At 48.3% G+C, this 17,319-nt stretch carries 11 protein-coding genes; all 11 read left to right on the top strand.

Annotated features, from left to right (window positions below):
• The first annotated feature begins 12 nt into the window (after positions 1 to 12).
• The 11 genes from MWC30_RS19950 (at position 13) to MWC30_RS19900 (ending at position 16,827) form a co-directional block, all read left to right on the top strand.
• Positions 13 to 471, top strand: coding sequence for a hypothetical protein (locus tag MWC30_RS19950; RefSeq protein WP_244085963.1), 459 nt, complete (start codon positions 13 to 15; stop codon positions 469 to 471).
• Positions 468 to 1,682 (top strand): glycosyltransferase family 4 protein, encoded by a 1,215-nt coding sequence (locus MWC30_RS19945; protein ID WP_244085962.1) that lies wholly within the window; start codon positions 468 to 470, stop codon positions 1,680 to 1,682. Before MWC30_RS19950 ends, MWC30_RS19945 begins: the two co-directional genes overlap by 4 nt.
• A 143-nt stretch (positions 1,683 to 1,825) precedes the next feature.
• Entirely contained in the window at positions 1,826 to 3,532 is a 1,707-nt protein-coding gene (locus tag MWC30_RS19940; protein WP_244085961.1) for a hypothetical protein, read from the top strand.
• A gap of 87 nt (positions 3,533 to 3,619) precedes the next feature.
• Positions 3,620 to 4,450, top strand: a complete 831-nt coding sequence (locus tag MWC30_RS19935; protein WP_244085960.1) for an ABC transporter permease — start codon at positions 3,620 to 3,622, stop codon at positions 4,448 to 4,450.
• A gap of 91 nt (positions 4,451 to 4,541) precedes the next feature.
• On the top strand, positions 4,542 to 7,952 hold the full coding sequence (locus MWC30_RS19930; RefSeq protein ID WP_244085959.1) for a glycosyltransferase: 3,411 nt from the start codon (positions 4,542 to 4,544) through the stop codon (positions 7,950 to 7,952).
• 100 nt (positions 7,953 to 8,052) lie between these two features.
• Positions 8,053 to 9,372 carry an ABC transporter ATP-binding protein gene (locus tag MWC30_RS19925; protein ID WP_244085958.1) on the top strand — a complete coding sequence of 440 codons (1,320 nt, stop codon included), beginning with the start codon at positions 8,053 to 8,055 and terminating at the stop codon, positions 9,370 to 9,372.
• A 13-nt stretch (positions 9,373 to 9,385) separates the two neighbouring features.
• Positions 9,386 to 12,253, top strand: a complete 2,868-nt coding sequence (locus MWC30_RS19920) for a glycosyltransferase (protein ID WP_244085957.1) — start codon at positions 9,386 to 9,388, stop codon at positions 12,251 to 12,253.
• Between the two features lie 86 nt (positions 12,254 to 12,339).
• Positions 12,340 to 13,485, top strand: coding sequence for a non-hydrolyzing UDP-N-acetylglucosamine 2-epimerase (wecB, locus tag MWC30_RS19915; protein ID WP_269467797.1), 1,146 nt, complete (start codon positions 12,340 to 12,342; stop codon positions 13,483 to 13,485).
• Positions 13,482 to 14,549, top strand: coding sequence for a glycosyltransferase (locus MWC30_RS19910; protein WP_244085956.1), 1,068 nt, complete (start codon positions 13,482 to 13,484; stop codon positions 14,547 to 14,549). The genes wecB and MWC30_RS19910 overlap by 4 nt, the downstream gene beginning before the upstream one ends.
• A 116-nt stretch (positions 14,550 to 14,665) precedes the next feature.
• Complete coding sequence (locus tag MWC30_RS19905; protein WP_244085955.1) at positions 14,666 to 15,694, top strand: glycosyltransferase family 4 protein; 1,029 nt, start codon at positions 14,666 to 14,668, stop codon at positions 15,692 to 15,694.
• Positions 15,691 to 16,827 carry a glycosyltransferase gene (locus tag MWC30_RS19900; RefSeq protein WP_306423206.1) on the top strand — a complete coding sequence of 379 codons (1,137 nt, stop codon included), beginning with the start codon at positions 15,691 to 15,693 and terminating at the stop codon, positions 16,825 to 16,827. The genes MWC30_RS19905 and MWC30_RS19900 overlap by 4 nt, the downstream gene beginning before the upstream one ends.
• Positions 16,828 to 17,319: the final 492 nt, after the last annotated feature.

Genomic DNA, 17,319 nt, shown 5'->3' with positions numbered 1-17,319 from the left:
TTCAAAGGCCTTATGAGAATCGTACCTGGTTGTTTTGCCCTGGTGCGGTACTGTTTTGCCTCTGACGCTATTTCAGTGTGCCTGTCGATGTTTTCTACAGCGTCTTTTGCGGCATCCATGGGGCAGTCCAAGCGTTTTGAAATCCTGGTATGCAACTGCATGAATCATTCTGTAACGGTGAGGCTTGCTGTGCGTGTCTCGCGCGAGAAAATGTTTCAATGGCCAAAAATTTATTGTGCATCTTATGAAAAGGATATTCATTTGGGTGCTTGTGGTACAAAGGCGGTTGGATTCATCCACGATTGGGTAAGCATTCCCTGCTTTGTGCTGGAAAATGTGCGCCAGGAACCGGTCAGCCTTTGTCGGGGCAATAATCATGAGCCTGGCCTCTACCGGATAGAAGCGGTTTTAATAGGTTCAAACGGAAAAATCCGCGACAAGCTGACTCTGATGCAGGAGCTTGCTCGATGAGAATGGTCCATGTCATTCAAAGATATCCTCCCGCGGTGGGAGGGTCTGAAACCTGGTGCCAGGAGATTTGCCGATACCTGGCTCAAAAGGGTCACTGCATCAGGGTACTGACGCTCAATATCAACAGGGAAGAAGAATTTTCAAGGGAGCCCTTTGATCATGAGCGCACAATAGCCTTTGGTAAAATGATGCTGGATCGGGGTGTATGGGTGAGGCGGTACCGTAGATCCCTGCCCATTCCCGTGATCTCTTTTTTTGTTTACAGGCTACTGTTCGATAAATTGTTCAATTTTTATTTTGCCGGCCCCCACAGCGTCGAAATGTATGGGCGCATGTGGCGGGAAATCAGGGCCGCTGATGTGGTCTTTCTGCACACTTTGCCCTATTCCCACAACTACGTCGCCTTTGCCCTGGCAAAACTCTTCGAAAAAAAAGTCGTGATCGTGCCCCATTTTCATCCCGGGCACCCTCATTATGAGCGTAAGTCTCACTATTGGCTTCTGACGAACTGCGATGCGGTCCTCGCCGTATCAGAGTTCGAAAAGCAATATCTGGAATCTCGCTCTCTCCAACCAGAAAAGGTGTTTGTGACAGGAAACGCCATCCACCCCGAAGAGTTTCTGCCGAAGGACCTCGAAGACTTCAAGGCTCGACTTCATGCAAAATACTCTCTCCTGCCGGGGGATCGCCTAATCATATTCATCGGCCGCAAAACCCAGTACAAGGGGGTCGGGCACCTGATTCACGCCGTGAAGGACTTGATGGACAAATTACCCATCAGGCTGTTCCTGGTGGGGCCAGCGTTCGAATGGTACCATGACTTATACAATGCATTATCCCAGGAAGAGAAGAGTCGCATCATCGAAATGGGCGTTCTGTCTCACCAGGAAAAGGTGAACCTGCTCCACATGAGTGAGCTCCTCGTTCTGCCATCCCAATTCGAAGCTTTCGGTATCGTATTTCTCGAAGCTTGGATCTGTGGAACCCCTGTCCTGGGAACAACGGAAGGAGCGATGCCCGGTGTCGTGGGGAATGAAGGCTTTTTGTGCCGGTTTGGAGATGTGGAGAGTCTGAAAACCGCTCTCATGGATGCTCTCAGCGATAAGGAGAGGCTCAAAGAAATGGGCGCCAGGGGGAGAGCCAAGGTTTTGGAGCGGTACACCTGGTTGCGGATAGGGGCGAAGGTGCAGGAGGTTGTTGAAAAAACATGAACCGGACTTTGCGCCTTTCTCGTGCAGTACTTTAAGCTCTGACTCTACTATGATCGAGTTTATATCGTTAGATTATTGAGTTGAACAACTTTTGAATTAGTCCGGAGAAAGTCTGTCTTAGATGCACTGGGAGGTATAAACTCTTGGCAAAATACAAGGAAATTTTTATTTACATTTTTCCAATTGTATTAATGAATGTTCTTGTTTACTCATTTGTCATAAATGAAAAATATATATATTTTTGGGATTATTCTGGTTATTGGGCTAGCTGGATAAATATCAGCGAAATTTTTACTAAAAATCCATCAAAAGCAATGGCGATTTTATGGGATTCAATAAGATATAGTGATTATAATATGCTCCCAGTCATGATGCTTATCCCATGGAATATTTTGTTTGGTGATAGTAGAGTATCCTATATACTTGCCATTGCAAACTTGTTTGCAATACCCTCAGCTATATTGATTTTATATTTTATTAAGAAAAATGTTATTCATGAAAATAATAAATCATTAATATTGCACTTATTTATTTTCATGATTATTCTATTATTACCTCAATTATGGATTCCTTTATTGAGAGGGGAAGTAGGAGTAGTAGGAATAGCCATCATAGCTTGTATTTTAATCATATATTTCAAAAAACCAGTAGAAGATCAAGATTTTTCATCCATTTTTATAATTGGTGCACTGCTGTGTTTGTTAATTTTAATGAGAAGGTGGTATGCTTACTGGACTGTTTCATTTTTTATATCTGTATTTGTAGATGTTCTTATTATGGAATTTCTTAAAAAAAATTATAGCATTAAGTCCCATTTTAAGTCATTATGGAATGTAATAAAAATCGGTATATTGTCTAGTTTATTGTTTTTCTTTATATCTACTCCATATGCAATGAAAATGTTAGTTACTGATTATTCGGATATATACTCTGCTTATAAATCAAATGATACAGTATGGCTTGCTTTCAGATCTTTTTATTATTCTTTTGGGCCAGTTTGGGTATTTCTATCTGTAGCCGGTATTATCTGTTCCATTTTTATTCCAAAACTGAGAAGAATTTCGTTATTTTTATGTTTACAATTTTTGACGATTTTCACATTATTCTCTAGAGTGCAAAACTTTGGACCACAACATTATTATTTACTTGTTTCAATGGTATTAATATTTGTTACAATATTACTATATTATATATATAAATTTAATATAGTATTTTTAGTCAAAGGAATATTGTTGTTTTCAATTTTTATAGTAATCCTTTTAAATTTTTCAGTTGTTTTTATTCCATATTCAGTAAATTCTAACATGTTAATAAAAAATATATCATCTGTGGAAAAATGCTATCCAATGATTAGAAACGACATAAATGTAATTTACGATATATATAATACATTATATAGCATATCAAAATTAGATAATGATAGGATTTATGTCTTATCTAGCTCTTTTATTTTCAATGATGACATTTTAAAAAATATAACGTTATTTGACAGAAGTATTCCTAATATAAATGATAAGATTTTTTCATCAAATCATGTCGACAAGCGAGATGGATTTCCGAATCAATTTATTACTGCAAAATACGTTTTAGTATGTTCTCCTATACAATATCACTTAAGAACTTCTGATCAGAGGGTGATTGGAATTCTAGCAGATCAATTATTAAATATGAAGTTAATCGGAAGATCTTATAGAAAAATGGATTATGATTTCATCTTAGATTCAAATGTTCATGTATTTGTTTATGAAAAAGTGAGCCCAATTAAACAGGAAGATCTTAATGAAATTGCTAAAATATTCCATAGTTATTATCCAGATAGAATTGATTTCTTTACACCAAAAACCCCCTGATGACGTAGATACTATGCACATCTAATGCATGCAGCCTCGGACATCTATTCATTATTTATTGAGGTTATAATTATTATAAGAAACTATATGGAAAAAAAACATAAAGTCTACTCCGGTCTGTTTAATCCCCTTGTAAACATCTACAGATCCCGTGATCTGCTCATGCAGCTCACCCGGCGAAACATTCAGTCACGGTACAAGGGAACAGCTCTCGGATTGCTGTGGTGGTTTACGACACCCTTGATGCTTTTGGCCGTTTATACCTTCGTTTTCAGCGTGGTATTCAAATCCAGGTGGGGTGTGGACATCGGTGATTCCAAGACGGCTTTTGCCCTCATCATGTTCTGCGGCCTGGTGGTGTTCAATATTCTTTCCGAAAGTTTGAACGGCGCTGTCGGGGTGATCGTCGGCAACCCCAACTATGTCAAGAAAGTCGTTTTCCCGCTGGAGATCCTTCCTGTGTCCTCGGTCCTCACGGCACTCTTCCTGGGCCTCACCTGGTTTGCCGTCCTGCTGGCCGGAGTGGGCCTTTTCATGCAGAAGATCTGCCTTTCCATCGTCTGCCTTCCCTTCATCCTTCTGATCCTGGTGCTTTGCTGCTGCGGGTTGGCATGGCTGGTCGCGGCGCTGGGGGTCTACATCCGGGACCTGCCGCATGTCGTCGGCATTCTCCTCCAGGTGCTGTTTTTCATGACCCCGATCTTTTACCCCATCGAGATGGTTCCCGCTGCCTTCCGCTCGATTTTGCTCCTGAATCCCCTGACGACCATCGTCGAGTCGGTGCGGAAAGTCGTTATTTACGACCAATGGCCGGATTGGGGGGATCTCGGAGTGGGATTTCTGATTTCCATCGTCTTATTTCAAGTGGGCTATTTCGTCTTTATGAAGGTGAAAAGAGGGTTCGCGGACGTCCTTTGAAGATATCGGCTTGAATGTCGAAAATGTGAGCAAGCTTACTGAAGTCTATAACTAAATTTTGCACATCCTTCCTAATCAGGATTTCACACCCATGAGCCAAAGCAAGATCACCGATAGCAGGAAATTAGGGGAGGACTTCTTCAACAACGGATCGGAAGTCCGTGAGCGGAGGAGTCAATCTCGATTCTTTGGCAAGCTGTTTGTGGACCATATGCCGGAGTGGTTAATGGATGAGATTCGTGCCGAGCGGCTTTCAGTTTGTGACTGGGGGTGTGCTGAAGGCGATGGTACGGATGTTTTGAGCCAGGTTTTAGGGAACGTTCCCTTGAGAGGAATCGATTTTGACGAAACCGCCATTCGCAAGGCAAAGGAATACTACCCCCACATCGAGTTTGTTGTCGACGATCTGCTTTCGGAGTCAAGTGCCTGTTCTTTTGATGTGCTGTTTTCATCCAATACCCTGGGGCACTTTCCAAATCCCTGGGAAATTTTCGTGAAGCTCTCACGTCACGTTCGACGCTTCATGGTTTTCCTCATTCCATTTCGGGAGTTTGAAAGACATAACGAACACGAATTTACTTTTGATGCACGCAATATCCGCTTTTCCCCTGCATCGGAATGGGTGCTTGTCTCTTCCCGAAGAATCAAGGCAGGACAATTGACGCCCACATTCTATCGTGGTGATCAGATCCTCCTTGTCTACGGTCGCACAAGTGTTCTTCTTGACATGAACTTCATGCTGTCCCAGGTCTCCATGGGGGAAGGCGAATGGATCGAAAAGCTCCAGAGTGACGCTCTGGCAAAGGACGCACTGATCCGCGAGTGCAGAGAGGAAGCTTTGGCGAAGGACGCACTGATCAGTCAGCTTGTCTCTCAGCGTGATCAATATAGCGCGTTTTATCACTACGTGATGGGATCACGGTCCTGGAAGATTACCCGCCCCCTTCGTTCCGCGTCCGGCCTTGGGCGCTATTTGATTCAGAAGATGAATATTGTTGCGTGGGCTTCTCGAATGCGAGAATGGGCGGCCTGCCACAGCCCTTATAACCGCCTCGGTTTTTTTCCTCAGTGTGGATTACGTGCCATGAAGGAGAATATCCAGCGAGCTTGTCACGATCGCGGGAAATTTGGAATGGTCGCGACACTTAGAAAAATTCTGGTTGGTGCAAGGGAGACGGGAGAGCTTCCACCTCAAGAAGAGTTGAAAGATCTACCGCCTGAACAAGAATTGAAAGAGCTTGTGCCTCAAGGAGAGTTGAAAGAGCTACAGCCCCAAGAACAGTTGAATTGGTATAAGTATTGTTTTTTCAGGTATAAGAATGAGAGGGAATCTCGGTATGGTTTGAAATGCAGCGATTTTTGCGTTCCTCAAGAAAAAGACCTTGTTACAATTGTTCTGCCTGTTTTCAATGGTGAAGACATGGTTGCCGAGTCTATTGAAAGCGTACTCAGACAGACGTACAGGTCGATAGAGCTAATCATCATCAACGATGGCTCCACTGACAAAACACCTGAGATCATTGATAAATATGCTAAATTGGATCAGCGGATAAGTGTGTTTCACCAAAAGAACAAGAAACTGCCTTTAACTTTATCACGCGGGATGAATCTGGCCCGAGGCGAGTTTATTACATGGACCAGTGCCGACAATATCATGCACGACAATTGCATTGAAATTTTGGTCCAATATCTGAAAAAATATGAGGATGTCGGAATGGCTTTTGGCAATGTTGCCCTCATCGATGACTGCGGGCAGCCTATGTATTACGATAGTTTTCCATGGTATCAGCGAGGTCAAGACGATCCTACAGTCTACCTTCCTCATTCAACGCTGGAATTGAATACCTATCCAAATAATACGATTTGCGCGGCGTTTATGTACCGAAAATCCATCGCAATGGTGGCTGGGGATTATTCACAATTCCGTTATACATTGGAAGATTATGATTACTGGATGAAAATCAACGAGCTGTTCTTCCTGCGACACATTGAATCTGATGATGCTATATATGATTATCGAATGCATGAAAAATCATTGACTGCGAGAGACACAGAGCTTGGAATCACTGCAGGTCGCTACAAGCTGATGATTCATGATGATTTCAGGCGTGATTTGTTTTTGGGCAGCATGGTTTGGGTAATGGACGGCGAATGGCACCATGACGCCTTTTCCGTTTTGACAGAAGCCATCCATCAGCAAGGACACATTGCACTGAGTACCGAGGCTGCGCTGTCTCTGGAGATGCCCACATTGGGAGCGCCTTCGGCATTCATTGCGCACGGTGAGATATCACCTCAAGGCCAGGAGTTCTTGAAACGCTCACCCCATTGTACCGGTTTTGTCATTGATCCTAAGCCTGGTTGCGTGCAGCCGTTCGGCTCAAGAGGCTGTTTCATCCACACTAATACAGAAAATTGGGAGAATCTGAACGATGGAAAAGCGAATCGCTCTTTCATGCTGAAAAACACGTCGGGTGTTTTTCCATTGATTGATTCCGTATCCAAGGTCGAATATGCATATCAAATTGAAAAATACAGCGAAGAACTGATTGTATCGACCAAGAAAGTCTCGGTGATCATTTGCACAATTCATAGCTCAAATCAGCTTGCCCGAGCATTTGATTCTGTCGTGAATCAGACCATGAACCCTGACGATTATGAGATCATCATAGTCAACAACAAGCCATTCGATAGCGATCTCAGGGAAACAGTGCTGCGGTGGCAAGAAGGTCCAGCTGCAAAAAGGCCGGTATCAGTCCGCTATGTGGATGCGCCGGTTCCAGGCCTATCGCATGCAAGAAACATTGGCGGCCATGCAGCCTGTGGCGAAGTATTGTTCTTTACCGATGACGATGCGGAGTGTGAGCCTCAGTGTCTTCAGGAAATTTACCACTGCTATCGCAATTTCGACTCTGTTGGTGTGGTTGGCGGCCAGGTACTTCTGCAAGTTCCTGAACATAAAAGACAGTTTGTCGTGCCGGGCTATGAGAGTGTCTGGAGTCACTTCCCCATCACTGGAGAGAGTCCCACGGAAGCTATACATGCATGGGAATTTCCGTTCGGTGCGAATTTTAGCGTCCGCCGTGAGGTATTTCTGAAGGTCGGTGGCTTCCGTTGCAGATATGGGCGCAAGGGAGCAGATTACGGCGGTGGAGAAGAAATCGCTTTGGCGGCCATCGTCAAGCAGTATGGCTACAAAATCTGGCTCACTCCGCGGGCAATTGTCAAGCATCATGTCGATGGTGAACGGTTCAATCTCGAACATGTTCAAAAGACCATTTTTGCTGGATTGATGACCAACTACAGACTGAGCAGAGATTTATATCTGCCGATGGATTTCAAGGAAGCGTCGGTCCAGGAGGATCTCCAACGACTCCGGCAACGCCTTTCTTCAATTCCTGCGAACAGCCAGGAAGAAATTTATTGTCGGTATCGAATTGACGGATACACTGAGCTGCTTGAAGCCTACCGACGTGATAGGGAAATCATGGTAAATATGTGAGGCTGATCCCATGGAACGCAAGGGGTTACTCCTTCCATCCTGTGGGCGAGCATCAGGACAGGGTTATTTGTGTTCACGAAGGTGAAAAGAGGGTTTGCGCATGTCCTCTGAGGATACGGCATTAAGAGTAGACAATATCAGCAAATGTTATGAGATTTACAAAGAACCGCACCACAGACTTTTACAGACCCTGTTTCGCGGGCGACGTACATTTTACAAGGAGTTCTGGGCGCTTCGAGAGGTCTCATTCGAAATCAAGCGCGGCGAATGTGTCGGCATCATCGGGCGCAATGGGGCGGGTAAGAGCACCTTACTGCAGATCGTCGTCGGTACGCTCGCTCCCTCTACCGGTGAGGTGGCGGTGAGCGGCAAAATCGGAGCGTTGCTGGAGTTGGGGAGCGGCTTCAACCCCGAGTTTACCGGCCGGGAAAATGTTTACATGAATGGTGCGGTCCTCGGCTTGTCGAAAAAGGAAGTCGACGAAAAGTTTTCCGATATTGCATCCTTTGCCGATATCGGAGAATTCATCGACCAGCCTGTCAAGACATACTCCACGGGAATGCTGGTGCGCCTGGCTTTTGCCGTCCAGACGCGCGTCGAACCCGATATTCTCATTGTCGATGAAGCGTTGTCGGTAGGCGATGAGAAGTTTCAGCGTAAATGCTATCAACGCTTTGAGGAATTGCTGAACCAGGGGACGACGATTCTTTTGGTCACCCATGCCACCGTGGTGGTTGAACGCTTCTGCTCCAAGGCAATTTTGCTCGATGGCGGCAGGTTGGCTGCAATAGGAGCAGCCAAAGAGGTCATTGATAAGTACCATCAGTTGCTGTATGGTCAAAAGCTTGTAATGACACCGTCGGTCAACGCTGCGGAAGGCGCCGGTGACCGGGATGGAGAAGGCCTTCTTCCGGATTTCCATGACGAGGACGTGTTCCTTCAGAGCCGCCTGGCCCGTGCGGCATCCGTATCGCGAAAAGAGGGACTGGCGGCGCAAATCGACGACGTCTGGTTGCGCAAAGCCGGAGGGGGAGGCGATGAACCGTATTACCAGACCGGCGAATCGGTTGAAATTGGAATGGTGGTCTCTGCTGTGGAGGACCTGCCCTATTTGCAGGCGGGGATACATATTCGCACTACAGAGGGAGTGAGTGTCTATGGCACCAGTTCCCTTTATTGGGGCAAGTCTCTCGAAAATGTACCCCCTGGGAGTCGCTGCCTGTTTCGAATCGGTGTGAAATTGGATCTGTGCCCGGGGATCTACTTTATCTCCTTTGCCATCGCCGACATGTCCCTGTCTGGAGAGATGAACTACTATGACAAATCTTCCGACGCCCTAATGTTCAGAGTCAATCAACACCCCTTGCTCGCCTCGGGGATCGTAGCATTACAGCCGGAAATGAGCTTCGAGTTGTTATGAAAGGACCTCTCTCGTGAATTTGTTGATCGTGTCGGAACATTTTACAGTGGGAGGGTTGGAGTCCCGCCTCAAGGGTATGGTCGTTTTTTTGTCTCGGAAGGGGTGGAAGATCTATCTGGCTTGCGGACCTTCATTGTGCAGAGAAAATCTCCCCGCTCAAATTGCGGAAGTATTTCCCGACCTCCCTTTCGATGTGTCTCAGCCCTCCTTTGCCTCTATCGAATCCGGTATATTGCGGCTGCAGCAGATCATCAGGGACTATAGCATCGATCTGGTGGATCTACATCCCTTTGGATCGCTTTTGCCGGGAGCGTTGGCGGCTCACGAGCTTCAAACTCCCTTTGTGGTGCACCTGCATGGCCCCCTCAGTCTGGGACTGGGTGACCGCTGGTATGATTTGACGACTAGATTTTGTGTTTTGCCCATGGCTCCCATGACTTATGCTGTTTCGCCCGAGACGTATTCCCTTGCCAATGTCTATGTGGACGCGCCGCAACTGGAGCTCCTCCCCAATGGCGTCAACCTCGACCTTTTCCGTCCGGGTCTGCGTGAACCCGACCCCGGCAGATGGGCTGTGCTGTGCCGGCTGGATGGCGTCAAGGACCGTGGAGCTCAAAAATTCTGTTCCATGGCCTGCCATGCAGGGATTCAATCCATCGATATCTTCGGTGATGGTCCCGGAACTTTCGCTCTGACCCAGTGGGTCAAGAGCGAAGGCCTTGGTGAGTGTGTACATTTCAAGGGAGCAAGCCTGGAGGTGGAGTCGGATCTCGCTCATCAACCCTACCAGGGTGTCGCGGGCATGGGGCGTGTCGTTCTGGAAGCCGCAGCGATGAATCTCCCCGTCTGCCTTGTGGGCTATGAGGGGGTGAAGGGGGTTCTCGATGCAGAGCTTTTTACATCTTCCGCCTGGTGGAATTTTTCCGGACGAGGTCTGCCCGATATTGCCTGGGAGCAATTCAAAAATCAGTTGGAGCATATTCAAGAGCAGCCGGAAAAATACCAGCTGAGACATTTAGTCGAACAACATGCCGATGAGAAGCGGATGTGGGAAAAATACCACGAGTCAGCCATTTGTTTGAAGCCTTGCAATGTTGAAGGTGCCCATCAGGTCCGCAGTCTCATCAAAGCGTTTTCCAAGGATCAGAATCCTCTACTCGCCAACCAAAGCGCGATGGGGGAGATTTTCCGAGTGCTCGACCCGGTGTCGTCTCGAAGCTGGTCCCAGAGCACGAGCCATGACCAGACGAACTTACGTGATCATATTGCTCAGCTTCAAATTGAACTTGACGCAGTGCAGTCTCAGAAAGACCAACTTCAGAAAGAACTTGAGGCAAGCCGGTCTCAAAAAGACCAACTTCAGAAAGAACTTGAGGCAAGCCGGTCTCAAAAAGACCAACTTCAAATTGAGGCGGACCAGGTTCGATCGGACAATCAGAAGCTCAATGAGAGCCTGGCAGCCTGGGAAGGCAAGGCCAGGCGTGTCGTCACCCTGATAAAACAATATGAGACGCACGCCTCTTTTAGGATAGTCAAGCTCCTGCAAGTGTTGAAGCACCCTGAAATAGTGAGGGTGAAAAGTCCCGTTTGGGCGCTCGCCACCGCTCTTATGGCCAAAGTCATGAAACGACCGCTTGCAGCGGACTACTCCCCTTTCGGTCCGATTCTTCAGGAGCTGACTCAGGCGATGCCCGCCGAGTCGTCTCCAATGGTTGAACCGTCAAAACCCCTTTCTGTTTACGGACGCCAAGAATATCCGCGTTTGTTAAGGGAGAGGCTTCCAAACTGTAAGGGCGTCTTTGTACATGCTTTTTCAGTCAATTGGAACATTCCCCTGTTTTCGAGACCCCAGCATATGTCCATGGCCATGCGGGACTGCGGGTACCTGGCGATATACGCTGACTTCAAGGAAACCGAAGGGTTCATGGAGATTCAAGACAATCTTTTTCTTGCCGGGGGCGATTGGATTATTGATTTTATTTGCAGGGATCTGAAGGATTCCATCATCTCCATTTATTCGACCTCATGGTGGTGGGGAGAGAAGACGAATGCTGTCTCAAAGCTCCGGGAAAGAAACAACACCATTCTCTATGAGTACATCGATCATATCGATCCCAAAATAAGCGGAGAGGGCGTCAAGGACCTGTCCAGATTATTCAAGTGCATGAAGGACGGCAAAGAAGAGCACCTGTTTGTCGGTTCGGCGAAGCTGCTTTGTGATGAGCTTGCCCGGGAAATTCCCAGTGATCGGATCGCTCTGGTCCCCAATGGAGTGGATTGCAGACATTATATGGAGGCAATGCAGCATCCCGCCTCCGGGCAGCAGCTTTCCTCCATCATGAAATATATATTGGGCAAAGGGCGCCCCATCGTCGGCTACTTCGGCGCATTGGCACATTGGCTGGATTACGATCTCTTGAAGGAAGTCATCGAGTCGAAGCCCGACTATGATTTCGTATTCATCGGGCCGGACTACTACGGGGGGAGCAGTTTGCTTCCGTCGCATTTGCCCAACTGTCACTGGTTGGGGGTGGTCCACTACGATGTGCTTCCCTACTACGCGCTCCATTTCGACGTCGCCATTATCCCCTTTGAACGGGGGAATGTGGCCAAATCCACATCCCCCCTCAAGCTGTTTGAATATTTCGCCCTGGAAAAACCGGTCGTCGTCACGGCGGATCTTCTGGAATGTCGTGTTTACCCTGAAGTTTTCGTAGGTGAAACCCCTGACGCATTTTGCCGCGCCATCGATGAGGCCTTGGAACAATCGAAAAACCCGGAGTTCAAGGAAAAGCTGAAGCAGCTGGCCCTGCAAAATACCTGGCAGTGCAGGGCCCGCGTCTTGGATGAATTTATCCGAGAACATGTCGGCTCCAAATAGGATACAGTGTTGAGTAGAATTTTCGGAACTGAAAATCCCCCCAACCCTCCTTGTAGAAAAAGGGGGAGAAATGGCAATGGACAGGAATGGAAAAGGAAAAGATAGCAAAAGTTCTGGTTGTCTTTGGCACACGTCCTGAAGCCATCAAGATGGCTCCGGTGGTCAAAGGGTTGAAACGAGCCGAGGGTTTTGACACAAGAGTCTGCCTGACGGGACAGCATCGAGAGATGCTGGACCAGGTGATGAAAATTTTCGGCCTCACGGCGGACTTCGACCTGGAGGTGATGAGCTCCAACCAGACGCTCACCGGTCTCACCTGCAAGGTTTTGCAGGGGATGCAGGATGTTTTTGCCCAATGGAAACCGGATTGTGTCCTGGTGCAGGGAGACACCACGACGGTTTTTGCTGCTGCGCTGGCGGCATTTTATGAAAAAATCGATGTGGGCCATGTGGAGGCGGGACTGCGTACGGGCTGTCGTTATTCACCCTTTCCGGAGGAGATGAACCGCTGCCTCGCTTCCCGCTTGTCTATGCTTCATTTTGCCCCTACAGAGCTGGCGAAACAAAATCTGCTGAAAGAAAATGTCGCCGTCCATGATGTTTTTGTGACGGGCAACACCGTGGTGGATGCATTGTTCGATGCCTTGAGCTATATCGATGGCCATGATCAGTTGCCCCGGCAATTTGCGGAAAAATTCGACTTTCTTCATCCCCAGAAGCGGCTGATTCTTGTTACGGGGCATCGCCGTGAAAATTTCGGCGAAGGTTTTCTCGATATCTGCCATGCTATTCGCGAGCTTGCCCGGAGAGAAAGCGTACAAATTGTCTATCCGGTGCATTTGAATCCGAATGTCCGCAAGCCGGTGAATGAAATTTTAAAAGGCGAGAAAGACGTGCATCTCATTGAGCCGCTGGATTATCTTGCCTTCATCTACCTGATGCGACGGAGCTATTTGATCCTCACCGATTCCGGTGGGGTTCAGGAAGAGGCGCCTTCCCTGGGGAAACCCGTTCTGGTCATGCGGGATACCACTGAAAGGCCCGAGGCGGTTGAGGCCGGAACGGTGGTCCTGGTGGGTCCCCATCGGGATAAGATCGCAGCCTATGCAAAAAAACTTCTGGACGATGATGCCTATTACGAGTCCATGGCTCGTGCGCACAATCCTTACGGGGATGGTCGGGCTGCCGGGCGAATTGTTGAAGTCCTGAAACAGAGGTACCTTTACCATTGAAAATCGCATTCTTTGCCGCAGTCCGCTACCATTCCATCATCAGCGGCAGGACCAAGCAGCTGGCCCTGGAACTGGCCGAACTGGGCCATGACGTCTGGTTCGTGGAAATGCCCAGTGTTCGGAACAGTCGTTTGCCCCCCTTCAGGACGGCACGCTGCGGCAAGGTCCAAGTGGTGACTTTGCCGCCCTTCCCGGGCAGTTATGCGCTCATGAGCTCCTGGGTGGGAAAAGCGTGGCGCACTGCTGCGAGTGCCTTTCTCCACCGAGCCCTTGGATCACTGGAAAAAGTGCATGGCATTGTTTCCAATCCCTGGTGGACGCCCCTTCTGACCCGCCTTTCCTTCAAGACCCTTTCTTACGACTGCATCGACCATATTTCCGTCCACTGCGGTGCGACGCATGTGGAGCAGATGAGGGCATGGGAGCACTCTCTTCTCGCCGCATGTCACCACATTTTCATCATCAATCCCCGCTTGAAAGAAGAATTGAAAGACATCGGAGAAAAGAATATCCACTTGATTCCCAATGGGGTCCCCGATGCCTGGTTGAAGCTTTCCCCGGTGGTCAAACCGCACGATCGGCCGCGGACCGGCTTCATTGGAGCGATTTATGAGTGGGTGGATCAGGAGTTTATCGTCCATGCCGCCGATGCCTTGACGGATATGGATTTTGTCCTGATCGGACCCACGCGCCGCCAGGTGCCTGTGGACAGGTTGCTTGCTGTCGGCAACATCAGACTCCTGCCTCCCGTCTCCTTTGAAAGAGTGCCCGAGCAGATTGCCGGCATGGACGTGTGTCTAATTCCCTTCAAACAGGATATCGTCTCCGAATGCGCCGATCCCCTGAAATTGTACGAGTACCTGGCATTGGGGAAGCCCGTTGTCAGTTCCGTGAATTTTAACAACACTGCACCCATTTATTATGGACTCACACGCGAGGCGTTTGTCCAATCCATCCGGAAGGCCTTCAGCGAAAAGGATTTGGACCAGGAGAAACGACGGAGCTTTGCTGCCGGATACAGTTGGCGGTCTCAGGCCGAAAAAATGATCACAAGCCTGTCCTGAGGGATGGCGCTGCGTAAAGGTGCTCAGGACTGCCGGGGTTGCAGATGGAACGTCTGAACTTAAATGTATTGTTTTGGGTGCGCCCGGATTTTCATTCTTACCCCGGTGGGGATACGGTGCAACTCCATAGTTCTGCAGCAATGCTGCGTGAACTGGGCTGCGAGGTTACTCTTTCCAGTGATCCGGGACTGGACCCTTCCCTTTTTGATGTGATCCACCTGTGGCATCTGGAACGATGCCACGACACCTGGCTTTTGTTCCAAATGGCCCGAAAGAGTGGAAAACCGATCCTGCTCTCGCCCATATACTGGCCATGGAATCATTTGCCTTTGAAAAGCAACGGGGCGAAATGGCTTAGAGGTTTCAAAGAAGATGGCAAGAATTGGATCCGTTTTTTCAATGCGGTGAGAACGGGTTCAAATCTTTACAAGCGATTTATTGCCGCTGCCTTGAGAACCGGATGGCTCAAATGCAGGGAAGCGATGCTCAACGGCGTGAGCATGCTTTTGCCGAATTCACCGAGTGAAGCCGAAATTCTGAGGGCTGAGAAGTCATCCAACGTACCGATCCTCGTCGTTCCCAACGTGGTGGACGATAGAAAATGTGGATCCTTCCCAAGGCTTCCCTGGAACGAGCGGGATTTGATTCTGTGCGTCGGACATTTCTGTCCCCGTAAAAACCAGCTGGCACTGATCGATGCGCTCAAAGGCTCCTCTCTCTCCGTGACCTTCATTGGAGGCTTGCGCCCCATGCACCGTGGTTATTTTGAGCATTGTCGGAGGGTATCCAGCGGGCGGCACCATTTCCTGGGGAATCTTTCCCATGACGATGTTCTCCAATTGATGGGGAGGGCCAAAGCGCACATTCATGTGAGCAAACTGGAAACCCCGGGTCTTGTCAATCTGGAGGCCGCTCTGATGGGCTGCAATCTCGTCCTGCCGCCCGTAGCTCCCGTAAGGGATTATTTTGGAAGTCTGGGGAATTATATCCGATCTTATGCGCGAGAGGACATACGGCGGGAGCTCGAAAAGGCTGTCTCCGTCCCCCCGAACGGTGCACTGGAAGAGCATGTGAGAAGAAACTTTACTCAGGATCAGCTCCGACAATCGCTCTTTGATGCTTACGCTTGTGTTGTTCGAAGATGAAGAGGTCCCTGGATTTGAGAGTTGCTTTGCTTCACTACTGGCTGCTGAAAATGCGCGGCGGGGAGAAAGTGCTGAAGGAAATATGCAGCATTTTCCCTTCGGCCCCTATTTTCACGCATGTCTATGACCCCCACGGTGTGGATCCCATTTTTCATTCCCACAGGGTAGAGTGTTCTTTCCTTGGGTGGATGCCCTTCTCGAAAACCCTTTATACCCATTATCTTCCTCTGATGCCCCTCGCCACAAGACTGCTGAATCTGAAAGAGTATGATTTGATCATCAGCAGTGAGTCGGGGCCGATCAAGGGGATCAAAAAGTCACCAAACGCGGTGCATATCTGCTATTGCCACACCCCCATGCGGTATATATGGGATATGTACGATGACTACTTCGATCACGCCGGCTTTACCGAGCGGTTGGTCATGACAAGCTTGAAGGGCTATTTGCGCCACTTTGATTTGAAGTCTGCCGATTCTGTTGACCATTTTGTCGCGAACTCAGAGTTCGTTGCCGAGAGAATCGAACGGATTTACGGCCGTCAAGCTACGGTGATCTATCCGCCCGTCGATACCGAGTTTTTTGAAGGCGCAAGTTTTGGTGGAAAGCAGGAGTACTACTTGCTCGCTGGTCATCTGAGCCATTACAAGCGCCCTGATATTGCCGTCAGGGCGTTCAACCTGAATGGCAGGAAGCTCGTTGTTGTGGGAACCGGTGAGGAATGGAGCAGGCTACGGAAGATTGCACGCAAAAATATTTCTTTTGTGGGGTCCGTAGATGATGAAGCGCTTCGAAGACTGTATGTCGGAGCAAGAGCCCTGATTTTCCCGGGGATTGAAGATTTCGGTATTGTACCCGTCGAGGCCCAGGCCTGTGGAACGCCCGTGATTGCCTACAAGAGGGGCGGGACTTTAGAGACAGTCCTTGCGGGGGAAACCGGACTGTTCTTTCCTGACCAAACGGCCGGGAGTTTATGTGAAGCAATCGAAGAGTTCGAAAGCAAGGAAAGCGGTTTCAGCCAGGAGGTTCTCAAAAAACATGCGAGGAGATTCTCGTCTCAATGTTTCAGAGAGAGATTCACGGCTTTCGTCAGGGAAAAGACGGGAGATTTTTGCAGGGAGGCGGCAAGATATTAATCTCCCGAAAGGGAAGAAATCTGAGTGCTCTTCGGTGGAACGGCGCGTATGAAACCGTTACATATCCCTCTGGCTGCAATGACTAAAAGGAATGGGATCATGACATAATTATAGCGATATTGGGTTTCGACTATCATATGGAGTCCCGTCCCACAAAGTAAAACAAGAAAAATGGGCAAATATTTTAAAATGTTAACATCCGAATAGAGACTCAGGTATCCCACAGTACAAGACAAGAGTACCAGCAAATGGAAATAATGCGCGATGCCTTCAAAGATAAGTTTGTTGGCTATTATTTTAGCTGTTAATGGATGGTGATCGGCCACTTTGAGGGTACTCCAGTAAAAACCGTATGTTCCGTTCCACTATCAACGGCGGCGAGCATTCAGTCCAAAATGGGCGGTGAGGAAGCCGTCCGCCACGGCTTTCGGCAATAGACCCGTCTCGTCGTTCCCTTTTTCCACCCACTCAAGATTCTTTTAATTCAATCCT

This window comes from Desulforhabdus sp. TSK (genome assembly GCF_022836495.1).
Taxonomy (GTDB): domain Bacteria; phylum Desulfobacterota; class Syntrophobacteria; order Syntrophobacterales; family Syntrophobacteraceae; genus Desulforhabdus.
The sequence above is the reverse complement of the archived record's forward strand: the minus strand, read 5'-3'. Positions and strand labels throughout refer to the sequence as shown.